This is a genomic window from Bradyrhizobium sp. Rc2d, assembly GCF_900099855.1.
Lineage (GTDB): Bacteria > Pseudomonadota > Alphaproteobacteria > Rhizobiales > Xanthobacteraceae > Bradyrhizobium.
Genome location: NZ_FNCU01000010.1, coordinates 172,572 through 195,610, shown reverse-complemented (window position 1 = coordinate 195,610; position 23,039 = coordinate 172,572). Strand labels below are relative to the sequence as shown.

General features: G+C 64.4%; 19 protein-coding genes. 6 read left to right on the top strand and 13 right to left on the bottom strand.

Annotated features, from left to right (window positions below; all coding sequences use genetic code 11):
- Positions 1-9: 9 nt before the first annotated feature.
- Positions 10-465 carry an Lrp/AsnC family transcriptional regulator gene (locus BLV07_RS15525; RefSeq protein WP_091887029.1) on the top strand — a complete coding sequence of 152 codons (456 nt, stop codon included), beginning with the start codon at positions 10-12 and terminating at the stop codon, positions 463-465.
- Positions 466-490: 25 nt separating this feature from the next.
- On the opposite strand, the gene BLV07_RS15520 is transcribed toward BLV07_RS15525, so the two are convergent.
- The 3 genes from BLV07_RS15520 to BLV07_RS48850 all read right to left on the bottom strand — a co-directional run bounded on the left by BLV07_RS15520 (position 491) and on the right by BLV07_RS48850 (position 2,462).
- On the bottom strand, positions 491-1,324 hold the full coding sequence (locus BLV07_RS15520) for a DUF8737 domain-containing protein (RefSeq protein WP_091887027.1): 834 nt from the start codon (positions 1,322-1,324) through the stop codon (positions 491-493).
- The gene (locus BLV07_RS15515; protein ID WP_244551120.1) at positions 1,321-1,917 is read right to left on the bottom strand and encodes a DUF8737 domain-containing protein; all 597 of its coding nucleotides are present in this window, start codon (positions 1,915-1,917) and stop codon (positions 1,321-1,323) included. The genes BLV07_RS15520 and BLV07_RS15515 overlap by 4 nt, the downstream gene beginning before the upstream one ends.
- 74 nt (positions 1,918-1,991) lie before the next feature.
- Positions 1,992-2,462: a hypothetical protein gene (locus BLV07_RS48850; protein ID WP_091887025.1), complete on the bottom strand. Its 471-nt coding sequence runs from the start codon at positions 2,460-2,462 to the stop codon at positions 1,992-1,994.
- 62 nt (positions 2,463-2,524) lie between these two features.
- Between BLV07_RS48850 and BLV07_RS15505 the strand changes: the two genes are divergently transcribed.
- Positions 2,525-3,445, top strand: a complete 921-nt coding sequence (locus tag BLV07_RS15505) for a LysR substrate-binding domain-containing protein (RefSeq protein WP_091887023.1) — start codon at positions 2,525-2,527, stop codon at positions 3,443-3,445.
- Position 3,446: 1 nt separating this feature from the next.
- Here the strand turns inward: BLV07_RS15505 and BLV07_RS15500 are convergent, their stop codons facing one another.
- Genes BLV07_RS15500 through BLV07_RS15490 form a run of 3 tightly spaced genes read right to left on the bottom strand, consistent with a single transcriptional unit; the run spans position 3,447 to position 6,689 of the window.
- Positions 3,447-4,232, bottom strand: coding sequence for a fumarylacetoacetate hydrolase family protein (locus BLV07_RS15500; protein ID WP_091887020.1), 786 nt, complete (start codon positions 4,230-4,232; stop codon positions 3,447-3,449).
- 15 nt (positions 4,233-4,247) lie between these two features.
- The gene (locus BLV07_RS15495) at positions 4,248-5,615 is read right to left on the bottom strand and encodes an LLM class flavin-dependent oxidoreductase (protein ID WP_091887018.1); all 1,368 of its coding nucleotides are present in this window, start codon (positions 5,613-5,615) and stop codon (positions 4,248-4,250) included.
- Positions 5,616-5,636: 21 nt separating this feature from the next.
- Positions 5,637-6,689: an Ldh family oxidoreductase gene (locus BLV07_RS15490; protein ID WP_091887016.1), complete on the bottom strand. Its 1,053-nt coding sequence runs from the start codon at positions 6,687-6,689 to the stop codon at positions 5,637-5,639.
- A gap of 296 nt (positions 6,690-6,985) precedes the next feature.
- Between BLV07_RS15490 and BLV07_RS15485 the strand changes: the two genes are divergently transcribed.
- Entirely contained in the window at positions 6,986-11,101 is a 4,116-nt protein-coding gene (locus tag BLV07_RS15485; RefSeq protein WP_091887014.1) for a sensor domain-containing phosphodiesterase, read from the top strand.
- On the opposite strand, the gene BLV07_RS15480 is transcribed toward BLV07_RS15485, so the two are convergent.
- The 5 genes from BLV07_RS15480 to BLV07_RS15460 form a co-directional block, all read right to left on the bottom strand.
- Complete coding sequence (locus tag BLV07_RS15480) at positions 11,075-11,416, bottom strand: hypothetical protein (RefSeq protein WP_091887012.1); 342 nt, start codon at positions 11,414-11,416, stop codon at positions 11,075-11,077. The genes BLV07_RS15485 and BLV07_RS15480 overlap by 27 nt on opposite strands.
- Before the next feature lie 228 nt (positions 11,417-11,644).
- On the bottom strand, positions 11,645-12,637 hold the full coding sequence (galE, locus tag BLV07_RS15475) for a UDP-glucose 4-epimerase GalE (RefSeq protein WP_091887010.1): 993 nt from the start codon (positions 12,635-12,637) through the stop codon (positions 11,645-11,647).
- Positions 12,638-12,656: 19 nt separating this feature from the next.
- A complete protein-coding gene (locus BLV07_RS15470) occupies positions 12,657-13,460 on the bottom strand; it encodes a WecB/TagA/CpsF family glycosyltransferase (protein WP_091887008.1) in 804 nt (267 codons plus the stop codon).
- Positions 13,453-15,834: an exopolysaccharide transport family protein gene (locus tag BLV07_RS15465; protein ID WP_091887006.1), complete on the bottom strand. Its 2,382-nt coding sequence runs from the start codon at positions 15,832-15,834 to the stop codon at positions 13,453-13,455. Before BLV07_RS15465 ends, BLV07_RS15470 begins: the two co-directional genes overlap by 8 nt.
- A 279-nt stretch (positions 15,835-16,113) precedes the next feature.
- A complete protein-coding gene (locus BLV07_RS15460) occupies positions 16,114-16,914 on the bottom strand; it encodes a class I SAM-dependent methyltransferase (RefSeq protein WP_091887004.1) in 801 nt (266 codons plus the stop codon).
- Between the two features lie 396 nt (positions 16,915-17,310).
- Here BLV07_RS15460 and BLV07_RS15455 point away from each other — a divergent pair, with 396 nt between their 5' ends.
- Complete coding sequence (locus tag BLV07_RS15455) at positions 17,311-18,339, top strand: glycosyltransferase family 2 protein (protein WP_091887002.1); 1,029 nt, start codon at positions 17,311-17,313, stop codon at positions 18,337-18,339.
- A gap of 15 nt (positions 18,340-18,354) precedes the next feature.
- Here the strand turns inward: BLV07_RS15455 and BLV07_RS15450 are convergent, their stop codons facing one another.
- Positions 18,355-19,341: a glycosyltransferase gene (locus tag BLV07_RS15450; RefSeq protein WP_176945556.1), complete on the bottom strand. Its 987-nt coding sequence runs from the start codon at positions 19,339-19,341 to the stop codon at positions 18,355-18,357.
- A 348-nt stretch (positions 19,342-19,689) separates the two neighbouring features.
- On the opposite strand from BLV07_RS15450, the gene BLV07_RS15445 reads away from it, so the two are divergent.
- On the top strand, positions 19,690-21,042 hold the full coding sequence (locus tag BLV07_RS15445; protein ID WP_091887083.1) for an O-antigen ligase family protein: 1,353 nt from the start codon (positions 19,690-19,692) through the stop codon (positions 21,040-21,042).
- A gap of 118 nt (positions 21,043-21,160) precedes the next feature.
- On the top strand, positions 21,161-22,294 hold the full coding sequence (locus BLV07_RS47560) for a GNAT family N-acetyltransferase (protein ID WP_176945555.1): 1,134 nt from the start codon (positions 21,161-21,163) through the stop codon (positions 22,292-22,294).
- A 38-nt stretch (positions 22,295-22,332) separates the two neighbouring features.
- Here the strand turns inward: BLV07_RS47560 and wrbA are convergent, their stop codons facing one another.
- Positions 22,333-22,932, bottom strand: a complete 600-nt coding sequence (gene wrbA / locus BLV07_RS15435) for an NAD(P)H:quinone oxidoreductase (protein ID WP_091887000.1) — start codon at positions 22,930-22,932, stop codon at positions 22,333-22,335.
- Positions 22,933-23,039: the final 107 nt, after the last annotated feature.

Here is a 23,039-nt window from a genome sequence, read left to right as displayed (position 1 = left end):
CGGGATCTCATGATCGAAGAGCAGGACACGCGGATTCTTGCGCACCTCCAGAAGGACGGCCGCGCCACCAACCAGCAGCTTGCCGATGAGGTCGGCATGTCCACCTCGGCCTGTTGGCGCCGGGTACGCGCACTGGAGGAAAGCCGCGTCATCCGCGGCTACGCCGCGCTGATCGATCGCGAGCGGGCGGGCTTCGCGATGTCCGCCATCCTCCATGTCTCGCTGGAGCGGCATGACGCAAAGTTCGTCGACGAGTTTGTGTCTCGGGTCACCAAGCGCCGCGAGGTGCTGGAGTGCTTTGCGACCACGGGCGATGCCGACTATCACTTGCGCGTCGTCGTGCAGGACATGGCTGCCTACAACAGATTCTTGGACGAGTTCATGTTCCGCATCCCCGGCATCCGCTACGTCCGCAGCAACGTGGTGCTGAAGGAGATCAAGACCGGCGTGGCGCTGCCGTTTTGAAGCAATGTCGCCAGGGATCCGTGGCTCACACCGTCTCCGACCGTCGGCGCAGTTGGCGCAACGAGAGGAGATGCAACAGGATCGAGCATGGCACGACGAAGGCAGGGGTCAGCACGTTCGGAAAACGATCCAGGGCCATGCTCGGGCCGTCCGGAATGATCAGCTGGAGCGGGCCCGGCGACATGATCATCCCCAAGGTGATCGCGACAGCCAAGTCCGCCAGGCCGAAGACGTTCCAGAAGATGCCTGCCTTCCGCCCGTCAGCTGTCCCGGTTGCCAAAGCCATGGCCGCCGGCACGGCAAGCAGGCCAGTCAGCACATCGCCGGTTCCTGCCGGTAGCGCCCACAATCCCGGCAGCAGCCCGCGCAGCCAGTAAGCCAGCCATTGGCTGCCGAAGATGCGGTAGAGTTGAAGGGCAACGAGCCAGGTCGTCGGCATTGCATCGAGCAATTGTCCGATCCGCTTCGACGACAGCAACACCGGCGCACCGACGATTACCGGCAGCAGGATCGCCGCCGGAAGCAGCGGCAAGGGCGAAGCGCCGGTGCCGAATGCGCCGTTGATGGCTGCGGTCCAGGTGACGGCTGCCCAGAGCGTGAAGGGGACCATCAAGGCCAACCAGGTTGCCCGGCGCTGTGCCGGCGCCAATTCCGTGTTTTCGAGGCAGAGCCACAAGCCGAGCGCAATGAGTCCATGGGTCATCAACCGAACGCCAAGCGCAGGAAAGCCGCTCTCCGGAAGTGCAGGTAGCGCGATGATCAACCAGGTCCATAGCATGGCGAACGGCACGGTCCAGGTCAGGCTGAGCCAGAGAGGACGCTGGGCAGTCATGGTGGCGGAAACAGCATCGGTGCTCATGTGCTCACTCCATTTGGAACGCCGTGGTTGCGGGCGCGTGCAAGGGCAGCATCGCGGCCGGCACCCGACGGATCGCGATCCTGTCCGAGGTCACGGACTTTTTTCTCTGTTCCGGCCCTGAGCAGAATCATGAAGGCAAGGGCGTGGCCGACGAGCAGCAGTGGTACGTAAAGTGTGGGGATATAAATGCCGGCGCCGAACAGGCCGGGATCCGGGATCTTTGTCGCGCCCATGTAGTACGCGTTCAGGAGGTCAAGCGTCCCCCAGACGTTGAAGATCCAGACCACCGGGATGGCGATCGACCATCGCCACGAGAGAGCCGCCATCGACAGAAGCGCAAGGACAGCAGCGATAAGATCACCCCATCCCACCTCGGCGGCAAAGCGCGAACTCAACTCCGCAGAGACGAACCCGGTCACCATGAAGTTCATTCCCAAGAACCTGAACGCATGGAAAGCTGCGATGAGTCTCAGGGCGTCATAGCGCGGCATCACGCGGATCGCCGGCCAAACATAGATGGCAGCGACCACCGAGCTGGTCAGGAAAGCGCCGGCGACGCTGAGAACGAATGGAAGATTGAAGTTCGGCGGCACGTTCGGATTCCCTATGATTGACCATGCTGTCGAGCCGGGGCGATGCCTATCAATCCGGCTCGACGTGGCGCCGCTCAGGGTTTGGCCATGAGCAGACGGAGCGGCATGAGTGGACCGACCGCGATGTACTCGTGGTCGATGAGGTTCTGCTTCGCCAGTGGCAGGCCTTCCATGATGGCGTGCCCTTCGGCGACATCCTTGACGTTCAGCAGGAAGACGGCTCCGCGCCCATCGGACCGCGAATACCATTCGCGAACCATCCCATTGAGATAGAGCTGGGTGGTTTGCCTGATTTCATCGGGCATCACCGCCATGACCTGTTCGCGTGTGATGCCGGGCCTGACAGTCAGAATGACCATCACGCCGGTTGTCGGTGACGTGGTTTGTGCTTGGGCAAGGGATGGCTCTGCCATGGAGGTAATACCTGTCAGTGTGAGGGTGAGCGCCAGGACGATGTTGCGGATTGCCTTCATCGGTTTCATCTCTCTGATCACGGCCATTGCCGCGATGTCGCAAATGTCAGGCGCACCAGCGGCGCGGCGCATTTGCGATCCTGATGTAAGGCCGTCTTTGCGAGAGCGACTATTCGCGATAATATTGATAGGCCATGAAGCAGAACTTCACAGTCCGGCAAGGTGCGCTCGACGGTGTGGAGGCGTTCCTGAGCGTCGCCCAGCACCGCAGTTTCCGCCGGGCGGCTGCTGGGCTCGGGGTAACGCCGTCGGCGATCAGCCAGTCGGTGCGCGCACTCGAAGCACGCGTCGGCGCCGTGCTGTTCCTGCGCACGACTCGCAGCGTCAGTCTGACCGAGGCCGGCGAACGGTTCTTTGCGCGCGCAAGGCCTGCCTTCGAGGAGCTCGTCGCGGCAAGCGGGGCCGCGCGCGACCTCGGACAGCGACCGGCCGGGCTCTTGCGTCTCACGGTGCCGCGCTCGGTCGTGCCGATTCTGCTGGAGCCCCTGGTCGCCTCGTTCTGTCAGGCCTTTCCGGAGATCGAGGTGGAGCTTGCTGCAAGCGAAGAGCTGGTCGACCTCGCCGCTGGAGGTTTCGATGCCGGCATCAGGATGGGGCAGTTCATCTCCCCGGACATGATTGCGGTCCGCCTGACGAAGCCGTTGCCTTTCCTGATCGTCGGCAGCCCGGCCTACCTCGAACGTCGCGGCCGGCCCCGGCGGCCGGACGATCTGCGCGAGCACGCATGCCTGAGATTGCGGCGATCAAACGGTGCGCTCGCACCCTGGTCGCTCAACGACGGCGGTCGTTCGATCGAGATTGCCGTTGCGGGACCCTTCATCGCCAACGACTTCCCGACGATGTTAGGTGCCGCCGTCGAAGGCGTCGGCCTTGCGCAAGTGCCAGGGCCGCTGGCGACCGACGCCGTCAGAACGGGAAAACTCGTCGCCGTGCTGGAGAAATTCGCGCCGATGACGCCGGGGGTGTTTCTCTACTATCCCAGCCATCGACAAATCATGCCGAAGCTTCGAGCCTTCATCGATCATGTGAAGGGCCGATCCCGGGCCGCGCGCTGAGCTATTGCCCCTCCCGCACAAACCTGTTGCGCAACGTCCCGATCCCCGTGATCTCAATCTCGACGACATCGCCATGCTTGATATCCGGCGAGGCGCCGTCCGTGCCCATCCAGATCACATCACCGGGCCATAGCGTGAAATATCTGGTCAGCTCGACCAGGAACGGCACCACGCCGAAGATCATGTCATTGGTGTGGAAGCGATTGGTCTCCTTGCCGTTGACCCGGACGATAGTCTGCATCTTTTCGAGATCGGCCTTGGTCTCGATCCACGGTCCCATCGGCTTGAACGTGTCGACGTTCTTGGAACGCCACAGGCTGCGATCGGCCTTCTGCCAGCTGCGCTCGCTGACGTCGTTGCCGATGGTGTAGCCGAACACGCAATCCATCGCGTTCGCTTCAGTGAGATGTTTCACCTTCTTGCCGATGACAACGACGAGCTCGCCTTCATAGTGGATCTTGTCCGTCGCAAAGGACGGGATCACGACATCCTCGTCGTGTGCGATCAGCGCGTTCTGCGCGCGATAGCCGATTTCGGGCCGGTCGGGCACCGCCGGTACCTCGCCGCGTTTGTCGGCGGCCTCCTTCAGGTGCTTCAGATAGTTCAGGCCGACGCAATAGAAGGTGCGCGGGATCAGTGGCAGCTCGATCTTGACCTGTGCCAGCGAATGCGTGCGCGAGGTGCGCTGCCATTCACTGAAGGGATCGCCGTCGACGGCGATCACCTTGTCACCCTCGAGGATCCCCCAGGATGTCTTGTCCGACGCGGTGAATTTCAGCCAACGCATGTCCGGTCCTCGTCATTATTCCGCGGCATCGCGGGGCCGCGTCTTCCAAGCACCTGCGGCCGGCCGCTTCAGCCCGAGATTGTCCCGCAACGTCTTGCCGCGGTACTCTTTCTGGAATAGCCCGCGTCGCTGCAATTCCGGCACGACGTGTTGCACGAAGTCCGCGTAGGAGCCGGGCACGTAAGTCGCGGCGATGACAAATCCGTCGCAGCCGCGCTCGACGAACATCTCCTCCAGCTTGTCCGCGATCTCCTTGGGGCCGCCAACCATTGCGTCCTGGACTTGGCCGCGGCCGGAGAAGGTGACGAAATCGCGCGCGCTCGGGTTGCTCTTGCCCGAATTCTTCAGCACGCCGTCGCGAATCCCTAAGATGCCCTGCATGCTCTTCAGCTCGTCCGTCGTCAGCGGCTCGTCGAGATCCTTGGAGGCGAAGTCATAATTGAGCGCTTCGGCGAGCAGCGACAGCGCGTCGATCTCGAGCGGAAGTTTGTTGATCAGCGCCATCTTGTCTTCGGCCTCCGCCCTGGTCGCCGCGCAGACCGGCGTCGTCAAGTTGCAGAGGAACATCTGGTCGGGATCGCGGCCAGCCTTGGCGGCTTCGTTGCGCACGGAAGCATAGCCGTCCTTGGCGGCGGCGAGGTTGCGCGCGGCGGTGAAGATCACTTCGCCCCATCGCCCCGCGAAGCGCTGGCCACGGCCGGATGCGCCGGCCTGGATGATCACGGGATGGCCCTGGTCCGAGCGCGGCACGGTGAACGGTCCGCGTGACTTGAAGGCCGGCCCCTTATGATCGAGCCGCTTGACCTTGGCCGGATCGGCAAAGCGGCCGCTTTGCTTGTCCATGATGAGCGCGCCGTCCTCCCAGGTGTCCCAGTGGCCGAGCACGACCTCCATGAACTCGTCGGCGCGGTCGTAGCGGGAGTCATGTTCCGGGTGGGAGTCGCGCCCCATATTGAGCGCCTCGCCGTCGTTGAGCGAGGTGACGACGTTCCAGCCGGCACGCCCGCCGGACATCAGGTCGAGCGTTGCAAAGCGCCGGGCGACGTCGAACGGCTCGTAGTACGTGGTGGAGCAGGTCGAGCCAAGGCCGAGCTTCTCGGTGACCATGCCCATCGTGGTTAGCACGATCAGCGGGTCCATCTTCACGCAGCGGATGCCGTATTCGACGGTGTGGGCGTGATCGTTACCGTAGCGGTCTGGCATCGCCAGGCGATCGTCGAAGAACGCCATGTGGAACTTGCCGGCCTCGAGGATTTTCGCGATCTCCTGATAGTAATCCGCCGACATGGAATCGTTGCGCGAGTCCGGATGCCGCCAGGAACTCGGCAAGTTCGTGCAGTTCTGAGCCTGGAGGAAGCCGACCAGTACCACCTGCCGCGTCATGCTGCTGTTCTCCTGATGCCGTCAGGCCAGATCGAGGACGGTGTCGAGCCTGTACTCGCGCGCCAGCGCGCGCAGCTTCTCCCAAGTGGCATCCTCGATCTCGATGCCGTCGCGCAGACGTTGCTGCTCGCGCAGGCCCTCGATCTCGCCGGGATAGAACACGCCCTTGCTGCCCTCGGACGGCGGTGTCGATTTGAGGTAGCGTGCAAACTCGGCGACTTCACGCTTGAACTCCTGCAGCGGACGGAAGGCCGCGACGTTGAACACCGCCATGAAGCATCCGTCATTGTGCCGCCCGGTGGGCTCGACGCCGAAGCCGAGACCGGTGAGCAGGCCGCATAGCACCTCGACCATGGCAGCAAGTCCGCTGCCCTTGTAGCCTTCGGTGCCGCCGAGCGGCAGCAGCGCGCCGCCCTTGCGGTATTGGGTCGGATCGGTGGTATGCCGCCCCTCGGCATCGATGATCCATCCCGTTGGAATTTCTTCGCCGCGGGCGACGGCGAGCTGGACCTTGCCGGCCGCCACCGCCGAGGTCGCCATGTCCAGATAGAACGGCGCGTCGAGGTCGGACGGCACCGCGATCGAGATCGGGTTGGTGCCGAGCCGCGCTTCCTTGCCGCCGAACGGGGCGACGTGCTTCGGCGAGCGCCCGGAATCCGCGGTCGCAATCCCGATCATGCCTTCGCGCATCGCCATCAACGGATAGGCGGCGAGGCGGCCGACATGGCTTTGCCGGAACACGGTGCAGGCGACGACGTTCGTCGTCCTCGCCTTCTCGATGGTCAGTGCCATCGCCTTTGCATTGACGTGGAAGCCGAATCCCCAATGGCCGTCGATCACGGTCGTGGTCGGCGATTCCTGGACGATGGTCCATTCGGCGCCGGGCACGATGTGTCCGGCCTTGATGCGGTCGATATAGGTGGGAACGGCGATTACGCCGTGCGAGTCATGGCCGGCGAGATTGGCGTTGACGCAGCCGGTGGCGACTGCGTCGGCCTCTTCCTCGGACGCTCCGGCGGCACGGAGCAGTGCGGCGCTGATGCGCGTGAGGCGATCGGCCCTGACGATCGGCATGGCGTTCCCTCGGCTTAGTGCCCTTAACACGCTGCTCGTTGGGTGCCATCGTCTCAAAGCGCCGCTGCGATATCAATCTCCCGTAAACCAATACAGGGCTGCAAATTCGTAAAGAGAGCGCACCTTTGGTCGAAACTTCATCCCGTGCGGCGGTATTTTTGATAGTTTGGCGCCGGTCGTTCGCAGCTCATTCACTTTGATCGACGGTTTGCAGCGCGCAATAACGACCACTTAGGCGATCGGCATTCATAAAGTCACCCGGGAGAAATGGGCAGAAATGCCCGGGAGCTGAGATCGTGCCGACGACACTCGCGCGCACCTTTGCGGCGTTGAGCGCCATCAACGAAGCGATCCTCTACGCGAAATCGCCGGACGAGCTGTACCAGAAGGTCTGCGACGCCGGGTTTTCGAGTGGAGACTTCTTGGCCGTCGCCGTATTCCTGGTGGGACCGGATTGCGGGCGGCTGCATTTTGCGGCCGGTTGCGGCGACGACGTTGCGCGGCTGCGCTCGATCATGATCACGACGGAAGCAGGCACGCCCGAAGGATCCGGCGTCGGCGGTGAGGCGTTTCGCGATCAGAAGCTGTGCATCAGCAACGACTATCTGAACGACCCGCGTTCGCTGGCGTGGCGCGAGGGAGCGGCCAAGGCCCATATCGGCGCGGCCGCGGCGTTGCCGCTGCTCTGCAATGGCAACAGCGTCGGCGTGCTCTACGTGACCCGCCGCGAAGCCGGCTCGCTGAACGAGCAGATGGTGTCGCTGTTCGAGCGCATGTCGGCCAATATCTCCTATGCGATCGAGAATTTCGAGCGAGAAGGAGCACGCCGGGACAGCGAGGCAGCGATGCGGCGGCTCAATCGCATGTTTGGGGCGCTGAGCGCGACGAACGAAGCAATCCTCAAAGCCAGCACCGAATTGGACTTGTATCAACGGGTCTGCGACGCAGCAGTGCACGGCGGTAAATCGCTGGCGACTTTCGTGCTGCTGCGCGAGCAAAATTCGCACTGGCTGATGCCGGTGGCCGCAACCGGACAAAATCTCGACCTGATCAGGCAGGCGCGCTACTCGGTCGATCCCGACAATCCTCACGGTCGGGGCATCTCCGGCCAGGTCTTCCGGACGCAGAAGGCGATGGTCGAAGACGATCTCGTCGGTCGCACCAAGGGAACGACCTGGGAGCGAGCCAACATCAATGCCGGCGCGGTCGCCTGCGTCGCCGCGCCACTGATCAAGCGCGGAAGCAGCGTCGGCGTGATGTTCTTCTTCGTCAGCAAATCCTGGGCGAAGGACGAGGGTATCGTCGCGCTGTTGCTGCGCATGACCGAGAACGTGTGCTTTGCGCTCGAGAACTTCGATCGCGACGAGGAGAAGGCGCAGATCGCGCACGAGGAGGAACGGCTCGCGCGCATGTACGCCGCGCTGAGCGCCACCAATGAAGCGATCATCCGGGCCACATCGCGTGCCGAGCTGTTCGATCTCGTATGCGAAGCTTCGGTACAGGGCGGCAAGTTCGGCTCGGCGACGATCGCGCTCGCCGAGCCTGCGTCCGAGCTGCTGCGGGTCGTCGCCTCTGCAGGGCCGAACTCCGATGAAGTACGCACGCTCAAATTCGCCACGACCGACAAGGTGCCGGAGGGAAGAGGCCTGACCGGCACGTGCTTCCGCACCGGGCAGCCGTGCCTCACCAACGACCTGTTCGCCGACGAGCGCCTCAAGCCCTGGCACGACAGTGCCCGCCGAACCGGCGTCAAGTCCTCCGCTGCGCTGCCGCTGCTCAACGGCGAACGCGCGGAGGGCGTGTTTCTGTTCAATTCCCTCGAGATCGGCGCGTTCACGCCTGAATTGGTCGAACTGCTGCAACGGCTCGCTCGCAATGTGTCATTTGCGATCGCAAATCTCGACCGCGCCGAGGAGAAGGCGAAGGCCGACAAGCAGCGAGACCGGCTGAGCGGCATGTTCGCGGCGTTGAGCGCCACCAACGAAGCCATCATGCGCGCCGAGACCCGCGAGGAGCTGTTCGACGTCGCATGTCAGGCGGCCGTGCTGGGCGGTATGTTCACCTCGGCGACGATTGGAATCACCGACGAGAAACGTGAGCTGGTCCGGGTCGTCGCGGCGAAGGGGCGGCTTCAGGAGCGAATGGTCGGGCGCACCTGCGCGATTTCCCCAGATCATCCCGAGGGCCAGGGGATCATCGGAACCTCGCTGCGGACGTGCCGGCCCAGTGTCATCAACGACTATATGAACGACCCGCGCTCGGCACATTGGCACTCCAAGGCAGTCGAGGACGGGACCCGCGCCGCTGCCAGCTTCCCGCTTCTGCGCGCCGGTCAGGAGCCGATCGGCATTCTGCTGTTCCTTGCGCCGGAGGAGGATACATTCACGCCCGATCTGGTCGAGCTGCTGGCTCGCCTTGCCGAAAACGTCTCCTTCGCGCTCGACAATTTTGATCGCGCCGAGGAAAAGGCCCGCACCGAGGCGCAGAAGGAGCGTCTGACCCGCATGTTCGCGGCGCTGAGCGCGACCAACGAGGCGATCATGCGGGCGAAATCGCGCGCCGAATTGTTCGACCTCGTGTGCCTCGCCGCTTCGAACGGCGCCAAATTCACCTCGACGACGATTGCGCTCGCCAGCGCCGACAGCGATCAGCTCAAGATCGTCGCCAGCGCCGGACCGTCGTCCGACACCACGCGTAATGTCCGCCTCTCTGTCGACCCCGAGCGCCCCGAGGGCCGGGGCATGGCCGGCACAGCGTTCCGAACCCGGCAGCCCTGCATCAGCAACGACTACCTCAACGACCAGCGCGTGAGCGCCTTCCACGCCATCGTTCGCGGCGACGGTGCGCGCTCGGGCGCGGCGATCCCCCTCGTCGTTCACGATCTGGCTGTCGGCGTCATGATCTACATGTCGACCGAAAAGGACACGTTCACGGCCGAGTTCGTCGAGCTGTTGCAGCGCCTCGCCGACAATGTCGCCTTCGCGATGGAGAATTTCGATCGCGCCGACGAGAAGAACAAGGCGGATGAGCGGATCGAATACCTCGCCTCGCATGACAGCCTGACGGACCTGCCGAACCGCGAGACGTTCAACGGATTGCTGCGCGAGGCGATCGACGTGGCGCAGCGCAACGATCACCGTTTTGCGGTGCTGTTCATCGATCTCGACCGCTTCAAAGTCATTAACGATTCGCTGGGTCACGAGGCTGGCGACCTGCTCCTGCTCGAAGTGGCGAATCGCTTGCGCGGCGCGCTGCGGTCAAGCGACGTGGTGGCGCGGCTCGGCGGCGACGAGTTCGTGGTGATCCTCGACCAGTGCGGCGAGATCGACGACGTCCAGCGCATCGCCAGCGGACTGCTCGCCGCGCTTGCCGAGCCCACGGAGCTGGCCGGCCACGAGTGCCACACCACGGCCTCGATCGGCATCGCGATGTATCCGGCCAACGGATCCGACGCGCAGACGCTGACCAAGAACGCCGACATGGCGATGTATCTCGCCAAGGAAGACGGCAAGAACGGCTATCGCTTCTTCTCCAAGGAAGTGAAGACGCAGTCGATCGAACGTCTGTCACTGGAGAGCGCGCTGCGCCGGGCGCTGGAGCGCGAGCAGTTTTCGCTGAACTACCAGCCCAAGGTGGATATGGAGACCGGCCAGATAACCGGCGTGGAAGCGCTGCTGCGCTGGACGCATCCCGATCTCGGCAATGTCTCGCCGGCGCAATTCATTCCACTTGCGGAGGAGACCGGGTTGATCGTGCCGATCGGCCGCTGGGTGCTGAATGAAGCCTGCGCGCAAGCCATGGCCTGGCAGCGACGCGGCCTGCTGCCGCTGTCGATGGCGGTCAACCTGTCGCCGCGCCAGTTCGCCGACGAGCATCTGTTGCAGGACGTCGACGAGGCGCTCGCCGCCAGCGGCATGTCGCCGGTGCTGCTCCAGCTGGAGGTCACCGAGAGCATGATGATGCGCAATGTCGGACGCGCGCTCAAGGTGCTCGATGCCATCCAGAGCCGCGGGATTCGCCTCGCCATCGACGATTTCGGTACCGGCTATTCGTCGATGTCGCTGATGAAGCACTTCCCGATCGACACCATCAAGATCGACCGCTCCTTCGTGCGCGACCTGCCGCAGGATTCGGAAGACCAGGCGATCGCGCAGGCGATCATCAGCATGGGCAAGGCGCTCGGCATGACAGTCGTCGCCGAAGGCGTCGAGAATGCCGAGCAGGAGGCGTTCCTGCGCACCCATGGCTGCGACGAGATGCAGGGCTATCTGATCGCCAAGCCGCTGCCGGCGCGACAGATGGCCGAACTGCTGCGGCCGATGGTTCTGCCCGTGGCGCCACCGCTCCAGCCGGAGCGGGATCCGGTCGCCGAGGAGGCCGCAGCGTTACGGCTGAAACGCGCTGTCGTCTGACGGCTGCGGGTGCAGCTCGCGGACGGCGTGTTCTCCGCCCTCGGACTTGTTTGGAAACTCCTGCGGTCCAGTCAGCGACGTCTGCTCGACGAACAGGGCGAGAATGCTGCGCGCGCCCTCGGCGAAGCTCGACCCCTCGTTCAAGCCGAGCTCGGCGCACCATGCGCAACCCATCGGCTCATTGTCGTCGAGCACCGCCATCGCAGGCCCCCACCACCAGGCCGGCGCGGGGGAACGCTCGCCCTCGGGCACGACCTGCCAGCGGGCGAACTCTTCCATCACGCGCTCGAACTCCAGGCGTGCAGCCTGATGCATGCGGTCGATACTCCCTCAATCCACGCCCGATGATAGGCCGGCAGGCGGAATTGATCGTGGCCTTCGTTCGGAAAAATCAGCTCGCGCAAATGGGCCGAGCCATGCAAGCCGACATCATCGTCGGCAGTGCGAAAACGTGCGGCCGTCAGCGATGCGCCAACGGCGGCAGCGAATATCCATTCTAGCCGTTTCGAGGCACGGCAGGCAAGCTACGGGTGCCGCGATTTCCTAACGCGATCTGAACGGATGCGCCTTCTGGTGCCAGGCCCAGGCGGTGCGGATGATCGTAGGCAGGTCGGAGTGACGGGGCACGAAGTTGAGCACCTTCTTCGCAGCAGAGGGATCCGCGACCAGATAGGTGGGATCGCCGGGGCGGCGCGGCTTGATGGTGTGCGGCACCTCGCGTCCGGTCTCCTGCCTGATGGCGTTGAGGATCTCGCGAACGGAGAAGCCGGAGCCGGTGCCGAGATTGAAGCTGCTGCCGGCATGCCCCCGCTCCAGAAGCTTCAGTGCCGCGACATGCGCCGCCGCAAGGTCGGTGACGTGGATGTAGTCGCGGATCGCGGTGCCGTCGGGCGTATCGTAGTCGTCGCCGAATACGGCGAACTCGACATGTCCCTGAAGTGCCATCATCGCGCGCGGAATGAGATGGGTTTCATTATCGCGCAATTCGCCGATGCCGCCGGCCGGATCGGCGCCGCTGGCGTTGAAATAGCGCAGGCAGAACGCGCCGAAGCCATAGGCCGTGCGGTAATCGGCGAGCATGCGCTCGATCATCCACTTCGAGGCGCCGTAGGGGTTGATCGGCGCGCAGGGAAAGTCTTCCGGCAGTTCCTTGGAATCGGCGTTGCCGTAGACGGCGCCGGTCGAGGAGAACACGATGCGATGGCAATTCGCGTTACGCATGGCCTGCAACAGCGACAGCGTGCCCTGCACGTTGTTGATGTAATATTTCTGCGGGTCGGTCATGGACTCCCCGACCAGGCTCGCCGCCGCAAAATGCATCACTGCCGTAATGTTGTAATCGGCGAAGGCGCGCGCCAGCGCCGTGCCGTCGAGCAGGTCGCCCGTCACCAGTGGGCCGGTAACGAAGCTGCGATGACCTGTCGAGAGATTGTCATAAACGACGGGCTGATAGCCGGCGGCGGTCAGGGCGCGGCAGGCATGCGAGCCAATATAGCCCGCGCCCCCGGTGACGAGGACGGTCGGTCGGTCGGTCATGTCGTCTTCTGCTCTTCTCTTAGCGGAGGGGCCGGTGGCGGCTGAAGAGAAGATAGAGCGCGCGGGGGTTGGTGGTCAAATAGCGCCAGAGCAGGCGGCGCGGTTCGAGCCAGGTGCGCCAGGCCCATTCGAGTCCGATCTTCTGCATCCATTGCGGCGCGCGGGAACGGCTGCCCGACAAAAAGTTGAACAGACCGCCGGATGTCTTGATAACGCCAACATTGGTGAGATGCGGAGTGAATTCCTCCACGAATGCCTGCTCGTTGGGCACGCCGAGCGCGATCCACAGATAATCCGGCGCAAGTGCATTGATTTCCTCGACCTTCGCGCGCAGTGCCTCGCCGCGCAGATAGCCGTGGCTGCGCCCGAGGATCTTGAGGTTCGGATACATCTTCTGGACGTTCTCGACCGCAGCGATGTTTTCGGCTTCGCTGGCGCCGAACATGTAGAAGGTGCGGCCAACCGCTTCCGCCTTGCGCGCGACGACGTGGAACAGGTCCGTGGTCGCAACGCGCTCCGGCAGCGGAAACCAGGATTGCAGCTTCGAAGCCGCGACCAGCGGCTGGCCGTCGGCGTTGATCAGGTCGGCGGCGCGGAACAGGCGTTCGGTCTGCGGTTCCGTCGAGCAGCGCGCCAGCACCTCGCCATTGGCCGAGGTCAGGAACAGCGGACGGCCGATGCGATTATCAGGATCGGTCGCCTCGATCATGAAATCGGCGGTTTCTTCCAGGTCGATCGCGGCCATGCGAAGGCCGCCGACGGTGATCCGCGGCACCTCGGCAGTTGCCGCCCGTCCATCGAGGTTGACGCGGCGCTCAAGCATATTGTCTGCCTCGCTGGCGCGTTTGGGCTGCGGGAGTGAGCTCGTCGAGCACGACGCCGACGAGTTTGCGCTCGGCGCGGCCGAGCGCGGTCAAGATCTCTTCCAGGCTGTCGTTGATGTCGAGGCTGGTCGGCAGCACCGCCACCAGCGCGTCGGTTTCGTCCAGCAGCTTGCGGCCGCCGGCCGAGAGCGGCACAGCGGGGCCGTCGAGGATCACGAGATCATAGCCGCCCGCGGCGCGCGCCTGTGCAATCGCTTTGCGGATGGCCTCAGCCGTTTTGCCGACATCGCCCTCTGCGGCCGGCAGCACCGAGATGCCGTTGACCGTCTTGATCTCGCGGGCGTCCTTGCTGCCGATCGAGAGCCAGCCGAGCCGGCTCGGTTCGCTCTTGCCGCGACGGTCGAGCTTGTTCGAGAGCGAGCGTGCCTGATGATCGGCATCGATCATCAGCACACGGGCGCCGTCGCGCGCGGCCGCCAGCGCGAAATTCAGCGCGGTCACGCTACGACCGGTGGTCTCGCCAGTGCCGACGAGCGCGATGACAGGCATCGCCTTGCCGTCGGCCCGCCGGGCCACCGCAGCGCGCATGTCGCGCCAGGCATTGAGCAGCGTGGTCAGGGGGAAGCCGGGACGCAGGGTCGGCCAGCCCAGCCGGGTGAGATCGAGGCCGCCGCCCGTGGCGAGAATGGCGCCGAGCGTGTGAATGACGTCGGCCTCCTGGAGGCGTGCGATCAGCGGCTTTTCGATCAAGGGCTTCTCGACCATCGAAGGCTGTAACGGAGGTGCGGCAAGTTCCGGCGGAGCTGGTTCAACTTCCGGAGCTCGCGAGGCCTGCTGGGGCGGCGAAGCCTCCGAGGCCTCTGCAGCCCGCGCGCGCTGCGGAGCTCGCGTTGCATCCGGCGCAGGCGTGCGCTGTGGACGGGCAGGCGTCGGCGCTGGCGCGGTCGCACCGGCGAACAGGAGCTCGGCCGCAGCGAACCAGCTTGACGCTGCGACCGCGCCGAAGATCAGGCCGATCATGGCGAACAGGCTCATCGCCGGCGGGAACGAGCGCCGCTGCGGCACCGTCGCTTCACCGATGACGCGGGCTGCGGAGGTATTCAGGCTCTCCTGCTCCTCGGTCTCGCGCGAACGCTTGAGGAATGATTGATAGACGTCACGGCTGGCGTCGGCCTCGCGCTCGAGCTCGCGCAGGCGGACTGCGGCCTGGCTGAGCTGGACGCTCTGCCGCTTCTGCGCTTCCAGCGCCCGGTTGAGCGAGGCTTCGAAGTCGCGGGCACGCGTCAGGTCGTTCTTGGCGGACTGGGCGAAGCGGTCGATTTCCTCGTTGATGGTGCGCTTGAGATCCTCGACTTGCTTCTCGGTCTGGCGCAGCGCCGGGTGGCGCGGGCCGAGCTCGCCGGCCTGCTCCGCATATTTCTTGCGGGCGTCCGCATATTGCGCGCGCAGGTTCGCAATCGTCGGCGATTGCAGCGCCTCGGGGATCGCGCCCGCATCCGCGGCCGTGCGCCGGCTCGCCTCGATCTGGTCGAGCCGCGCCTGCGCATCCATCGTCGCCGCGCGGGCCGCGGCCAACCGCTGGTTGCTGGCGGAGAGCTGCTGGTCGCTGATCAGCGTGTCCTGGGTGCCGACGAAATTATTCTGCGCCTTGTAGGTGGCAAGCGCGGTCTCGGCGTTGCGCAGCCGCTCGCGCAGCTCCTTCAGCCGGCTGGAGAGATCACTGGTGGCGCGCCGTGCGGCCGAGGCTTGCGAGTTGCGGGATTCCGCGAGATAGGCGTTCGTCAACGTGTTGGCAAGCATCGCTGCTTTCGCGGGATCTATCGACCAGACCTCGATGTCGACGATAAAGCTCTTCTCGGTCTTGCGAATCGTGATGTGCTTGTTCAGCGCGTCGAGCGCTGCGAGCTGCACTTCCTTCTTTTCCGCGGCGGAGGGGGCGCGGGGCTGAAGGCCAATCAGGCCAAGCAGTGACGACATCAGGCTCGTGCCCTCGCCGCCGCCGAATTCCGGATCCTTGTCGAGACCGGCCTGCTGGATGACCTGGAGCAGCACGCTATTGGAGGTGATCAGGCGCGCCTGGCTCTCCACCACCATGGACATGCCGGAGACGTCCTGCGCGCGCGGCGTGAGCTCGCGATCGACGAGCTGAAGCTCGCGCGGGTCGACATAGAGCTGGGCGGTGGCGGTGTAGCGGGGCGTCAGGCTCTTGCCGATGGTGACCGCAAGCGTCGCGCCGAGCAGGGCGGCCGCGGCAATCGCGACCTTTCGCCGCCAGAGCAGATTGGCGAGCTCCAGCACGCTGAAGCCATCCTGAGGCTTTCGTTGCGGGGCCTCCGGTCTGGCCCGATCAATCGGCTGGTTATAGTCAAGCATGATCCCCAGCTTTCATTCCAACTGCCGCGGGCTGAGGGGTTACTCTTCGCTTTACGCCACGCACCCGGGATATGGGGGCCCAATCAACGCAACAGGGAAAATTAACCATACTCATTGAGGGACTATTCACCGAAATGGCAAACAAAGCGTTTAAGCGCATTCCGCTCTCCGGCGTGTCGCCGTGACGCTGAGGTCCCCCAGAGATTAACGGTTCGTTACCGCGCGCAGCGTGGCCGCGAAGCTTCGCTTGTCGTGCGATCCGCTGCGCGCGCATGGCGGTCAGCTCTTCCGCAGGATGACGTGATAGTCGCCGCGACGGACATCGGTGCCGCGCGGCAGCACCGCGTTCAGCACCGCGGCGCCAGCGTCGACCACGGCCGCAAACAGCGGCTTGCGCCGGCGCATCTCGGGATAGCGCGGGCTCTCGACCTCGCGACGATAGATCATCTCGAGACCGTTGGCGGCCGCGAATGCTTCGAGCCTCGGCAGTGTCACCAGCGGATGGAAGAACGTCGGGAACGGCGGCTCGCCGGGCAGGCCGGCATCCTTGATGCCGCGGATGTTCCGGTAGAACCAGACGTGAAACCAGTGCGGCGAGTATTTGGTGACCACGCCCGACAGCGAGCGCGGATTGGGCGCGCCGATCAGGATCATTCCGCCGCGCCTGAGCGCATCGCGGAAATTCAACAGTGCGGATTCGACGTCGGGAAGGTGTTCGATCACGTTGTAGCAGATCACGAGATCGAAGCTCTCTTGCCCGAAACGGTAGGTCTGGACGTCGCCGAGGATCGCCTCGTCCGCGTAGGTATTGTTGCGGACCTGATCCTCGTCGATATCGACGACGGTGACGTGGCTGCGGCTCGGCAATTCCGGCGGCAGAACGCTGCACGAGCCGCCGCCTGCTTCATAGATGGCGAGCCGGCCCTGCGGAAGTTCGCGGCGTAGCATGTCATGAATGGCGAGTAGGCTGTCGCGGGCTTCGCCAGGGATCAGATCGTGCAGCGCCTGGGTGGGTGGAGTGGCCGCGGAGACACTGATTGCCGTGGCTGTCGCGAAATCGATCGTGGCTGGCTTGTTCATGCTTTTCTGACTGCGCTTGTTCTATTCAAATTTACAGGAAAAAACTAGCTCGCCCGAAGAGCAAATCTGATGCCGCGCCACCTCACTGGTCGCAGTGCTTACGGTCGGGTTAATGCACATACGCGTTAACTACGGCATTGTTCATGTCGCGGCGTTGTCGGCGCAGTGGACCGCGAATTGCACTATCACGCGCGCGAGGTTTCGCAGCAGAAACATGCGAAGGCGGTTAAGTGCGTGGTGTTGTGCCGAGACGGTTGGAGGTCGCCGGCATGCATCCTGCGCCCGTCGTTCATTTTGGGACGCATCTGTGCCGCGGCGATGTGTCGTCGCGGGACGGGGCCTATCCGCGCGATCGAAGCAGGGCTTTTTCAATATATCTCGGACATCTAGGACGTCATGACATTGATCCCGACAGACCTGTCCGCCACGCGCATCGCGGACGTCGTGTGCGATCCCAACCGGGAGATCGTGGCGACCTCCCGTATCATCGACCTGTCGGTCGGCATCGTCGTCTGCATTCCCTGCTTCCGCCGCCCGCAACATCTGCGGCTGACGCTGGACTCGCTGGTGAGCCAGCGCACCCCCCGCTCCTTTGCCGTCGTCATGGTCGAGAACGATGCTGCGCGGCGCGAGAGCGCGCCGATCGCCGCGGAGTATCTCGCTGGCGGCAGGCTCCAGGGCGTCTGCCTCGTCGAGAAGCGGCAGGGTAATTGCCAGGCGATCAACGCCGCGTTCGAGACGGCGCAGGCGCTGTTTCCCGCCGCGACCCGCTTCCTGATGATCGACGACGACGAGATCGCCTCGCCCGATTGGCTCGAGCTGATGGTTCGTACCGCGGAGGCGACCGGCGCCGACGTGGTCGGCGGGCCGGTGGTGCCGGTCTTCGACGACGACAGCCAGCCCTGGCTGTCGCGTCATCCCGCCTTCTGTCCTGCCTATGATTACAGCGGCGCGGTGCCGCTGATCTATGGCTGCGGCAATTGTCTGATCACGCGCGCGGTGTTCGAGCGGTTCGAGCGACCGGCCTTCGATCTGCGTTTCAATTTCCTCGGCGGCGGCGACTGCGATTTCTTCGTGCGGTGCCGCGATGCCGGCATGACATTCCACTGGACGGCGGAGGCGGTCATCACCGAGACCGTGCCGCAAAGTCGCACCAGTCTCGGTTGGATCGCAAAACGAGGCCTGCGCATCGGCGCGATCAATTATCGTGTGCAGTCCAAGGCTGCGCAGAGTGTAGCGGCGCGGATGCTGGTGTTTGCGCAGATGGTTGGACGGTTGCCGTTGTCGCTGGTGCGGGCGGCCAGTCTGCTGACGTCGTCGAAGACCGTTGTCGCGATGCATCCCGTGATGGTCGCGCTCGGCTCCGTGCTCGCGGCTTTGGGCATCGAGCCGAAGCCCTATGAAGCCTCGAAGATCGTGTCCTGACGCCCTGGTCGCGGGTTAGATGCCAAAACGGGCGAGGGCGACCCGGAGCGCGGAGCGCGGCAGCGATTTGGGCGACCTCCGGCCCACCATCCCGAGATAGGCGAAAGCTTCGCAATATCTGCCGAAGCGGACCGCCTGCATCGCCGAATAGGTGACGAGATGAATCTCGGCGGCCCGGCGCAGTGCGCCGGCCGTGCCTTCGGGCAGTCTCGCCAGGATCAGCCCGTCGTCGAAGACGCGCGCGACCGCCGGGAAGAAGTCCTGCGGCGTCCGCACCGCCGCGTTCATCGTGTTGGCCGTGTGCAGGCGATAGTCGAGCAGGAGCTTTGGTGCGAATTCGAACTCGCCGATCGCGGCAAGACGGCACCAGCAATGCCAATCCTCGCAATATCTGAGGGAGACGTCGAAGCCGCCGATGGCGCGGAAGGCCTCCGCACGGGTGAGCACGATGCCGCCATTGACGATGAAGTTGCCGGCCGCGAGCCGCGTCAGCACGTCGCCGGACGGCTTGCGGCGTGCCTTCAGCAGATCGCGCCGGCCGATCTGCCGTCCCTCGCTATCGATCGTGTTGTAGTCGCCATAGACGAGAACCGCACGCGGAGCGCCGCGCGCTGCCGCCAGCAGTGCCGCCACTGCATCGGGACGCAAGCGGTCGTCGGCATCGAGGAAGAGCAGCCAATCCCCGATCGCCTGCCGCGCGCCGAGATTGCGCGCGGCCGACACGCCGGCGGAGTCGTTGCGTATCAGACGCAGCCGTGGATCACGCATGGCGCGGACGATCGCCACGGTTCCGTCGGTCGAGCCGTCGTCCACGACGATCACTTCGGTGACATCGCCTTGCGCGAGCGCGCTCGCAATGGTTTCACGGACATAGGCCGCAGCATTCTTGGCGGGAATCACGACGGAGACCGACGCGCCCGGGTGCACCGGCAGCGGCGGGCGCGCCGCCGGCATCACGCGTGAGGCAGCCGGCAATTCGAGAACGTCGTCGGCGGTGATCAAGCTGCGGCTCGTCTTTAATGATCCGTTAACCAGGCGCATCCGCTGAGCTGGCAACGCCAACGATCGCAACCTCGGCCGCTGCGGATGATACCCGCATTACGGTCAAATCATTGCGCGGAAGGCCTGGGTGGTGCCGGTTTCGTGGATTAGCGTTAAGCCGCCGGCATTGAGCTTGTTGCAATTCGCAAGGAGTGCGACAGGGCTGCCCCGTTGCAGAAGATGCCTGCCATCGCCTGCATGCTGGTTGACGGGCGGTTAACGGGGATTGGTTAAGGTCTTCAGCTTCCCTTGAATGTCGCTTTGACCTTCCTTCGGCTTCTTCACCTGCCTTGAGCCATGAATCGCAGCTTGGATCGCAGCGCCGCTGACATGATTGACGTCGAGAGTCGATCGTTCGGCCACGTCCTGCGCGACGGGCTCGCGGGGGTGAACGCCGTGCAGGCGGCGCGCTGCCTGGTCGCCGTCGCGGCTTTGCTGCTGGTGCTGGTCACGCTCGATCCCTTTCCGGACCTGCGCAGCCCCGATGTCGGCACCGTCGTCGGCGGACGAATGGCGCTGACCTACGTCTCTTTCGGCCTCTTGGCCGCAGTCGCGGTGCTGCTCGCCGCCGCCACCGACGGTCTCTCGCTGAAGACCCTGGTGACCCCGCTGCATCTCTGTCTCGTCGGTTGGCTGTTGGTCAACATCGCCTTCTCCGAGAGCCGCGGCGTTTCGCTCCAGCGCTTGGTGCTCGCGGCGAGCGTGACGTCGCTCGCCGTGCTCCTGCCGCTATTGCCGCCGACGCAGCGCAGCTTCAACCTGTGCCTCGGCGGTGCCGCGCTCGCGCTGCTCGTGCTGTGCTATCTCGGCGTCTTCCTCGCGCCGCAATTTTCGATCCACACCGCGCTCGATATCACCGAGCCGCAGCTTGCCGGCGACTGGCGCGGCAGTTTCGGCCACAAGAACGTCGCCTCGCCCGTGATGACCATCCTGGTCTATATCGGCATCTACCTTTGCGCCGTCGGCTCGTTCGTGATGGGCCCGGCGATCGCAATGCTTGCCGGCATCTTCCTGATCTTCACCGGCGGCAAGACATCCTCGGTGCTGTGCCTCGCGATCTACGTGCTGGCGTCACTAGTCTACGTCACGCGCAGCCTGTGGCTGAAGCGGATCATCTGCTTCGTGCCGCTGATCGTGATGAACCTGTTGACGGTCGGCAGCGTCTTGAGTCCGGCGCTCGGCGCCATGACGCGGCTGCTTCCGCTCGATCCTACCTTCACCGGCCGCTCCGCCATCTGGGAATTCGCGCTCGCAGCCGTCGCCGAGAAGCCGATCATCGGCCACGGCTATGCGGCCTTCTGGGACGACGTGAGCGAGCGGCAGACCACCCAAGGCGCCGAATGGGCGACGACTGCGGCACACAGCCACAACAGCTATCTCGATCTCGCGGTCACCATCGGCCTGCCGGGGCTGTTGCTCGTGATCCTCGTCTTCGTGTTGGCGCCGCTCGGCAATTTCCAGTCAGCCCAGGCGTACAACCGTAGTAGCGCGCTGGCAAAGCTGTTCCTCACCGTATGGCTGTTCGGCCTGTATTACGGAGCCACCGAGACCTTCCTGCTCGAGCGACAGAGCCCGATCTGGTTCATGTTCGTCCTCGCGGTGGCCGGCCTGCACTTCCTGGCCAGGTTTCAGTGCGTCGGGCAGGTGGAACCTGAGCACTGACACCTTGTCGCAGCGGAGCGGCTCGAGTGGCATCGCTTAACGATAAGCAGCGACGTTACTTGTGGTTGCGATGAAACATAATCTATCTGGAAACATTCAGTAACCGTATGTCCCGCGGATGACGTTCCTCAGCGTCGAGCAATCAGCAGGTCGGGTGTCCAGCACGTTGGGAATCGTAGTCGATTTCGTGCGTGACTGGCGGCGGGCCGCATTGCGCCTGAACGCAGGCCATCGCACCGCGTTCCAGCACGGCTACTGGCTCGGCGCCTGGTATGAAGCGTTCCACGATCTCGCACCGCTGATCGCCGTGATTTCCGATGCTGCGACCGGCAAGGACATCGCACTTGTACCGATGATCAGCCATCTCAGGCGCGGCATCCGCGTGGTCGAATTCGCCGATCTCGGCGTCTCCGACAACAACGCGCCGATCCTGTCGCTTGACGCGGATGCGACCGATGCCATCGGCAAGGCGTTGATCGACGCGCTGCGCGCCGTGCCCGACGGCTTCGATCTGCTGCGCCTGAGGAAGATGCCGGCCCAAATCGGCGGCAAGCCGAATCCGCTGGTGTCGCTCGGCCGGATCGGATCCTCCTCGCTCAACGGCAATCTCGTGCTGATTGGCGACGACTATGAAGATTACCAGGCCTCGATCAAGCGCATGCAGATGCCGCGCTGCTGGCGCGTCTTCAGCCGTCATGCCGGCGCGCGGTTCGAAATCGCCACGGATGTCGCCCGCGCGCATGAACTGCTGGACGTGATGGATCTCCAGCAGCAGGCGCGCATGCGAAAGCCCGGCTCGCCATTTGTGCTCAACGACGAGACCCATGCGCGATTCTACCGCGAGGTCGCCCGCCAAGGCGTCGCGGAAGGCTACGCCGTCGTCTCGGCGCTGGTCTGCGACGACAGCATCGTCGCTACCTCGCTTGGCGTCAGGCAAGGCGCGACTTACTACCTGCTGCGCATCAGTCACGCCGGCGAATCATGGTCGAGCTGCTCGCCGGGGCTGCTCGTCATCGAGCGCACCATGGCGGCGCTGCATGCACGGGGCGTGCGCCGTTTCGATCTCAGCATCGGCAACCAGGACTACAAGCGCCGCTTCGGCGCTCAGAAGGTCCCGCTGACCGATGTCAGCGTCGCGCTATCCTGGCGCGGTTTGCCCTATACATGGCGTGACCATGCCGCGCAGGGCCTGCGCCGTCACCCCAGGCTCGCCGCTCTTGCGGCGCGGGCGATGGGCAAGGGGACACGCTGAGGCGGCATTCTCGAACGAGAATGCCGCCCGCGATCGCATCAGCCGTGCAGCTTTTTCGCGGTCTCCGCAATCTGGCGTCCCTGATAGCGCGCGCCGGCGAGCTCGTTGGCACTGGGCTGGCGGCTGCCGTCGCCGCCGGTGATGGTGGTGGCGCCGTAGGGCGCGCCGCCCGTGACCTCGTCGAGCTTCATCTGACCGGCGAAGCCGTAGTTCATGCCGACGACGACCATGCCGAAATGCAGCAGGTTGGTGATGATCGAGAACAGCGTCGTCTCCTGCCCACCGTGCTGGGTCGCACTCGACGTGAAGGCGCCGCCGACCTTGCCGTGCAGCGCGCCCTTGGCCCAGAGCCCGCCGGCCTGGTCGAGGAAGTTGGCCATCTGCGAGGCAATGCGGCCAAAGCGGGTGCCGGTGCCGACGATGATCGCGTCGTAATTGGTGAGGTCTTCGATCTTGGCGATGGGCGCAGCCTGATCGAGCTTGTAATGGGAGGCTTTTGCGACCTCGGCCGGCACCAGCTCTGGAACGCGCTTGATGTCGACAGTAGCGCCGGCTTCGCGCGCGCCCTCCGCAACGGCATTCGCCATCGCTTCGATGTGGCCGTAGGCGGAATAATAGAGGACGAGAACTTTGGTCATGGGTGGTCTCCGTTGGATGACGAGGTGAGTTGTTTATTCGTTGCCCGGCTTGCCCCGCCTGTGACGCCGAATCCTCTTCGGCGTGGCGTAGGCCGGGCATGACGAGT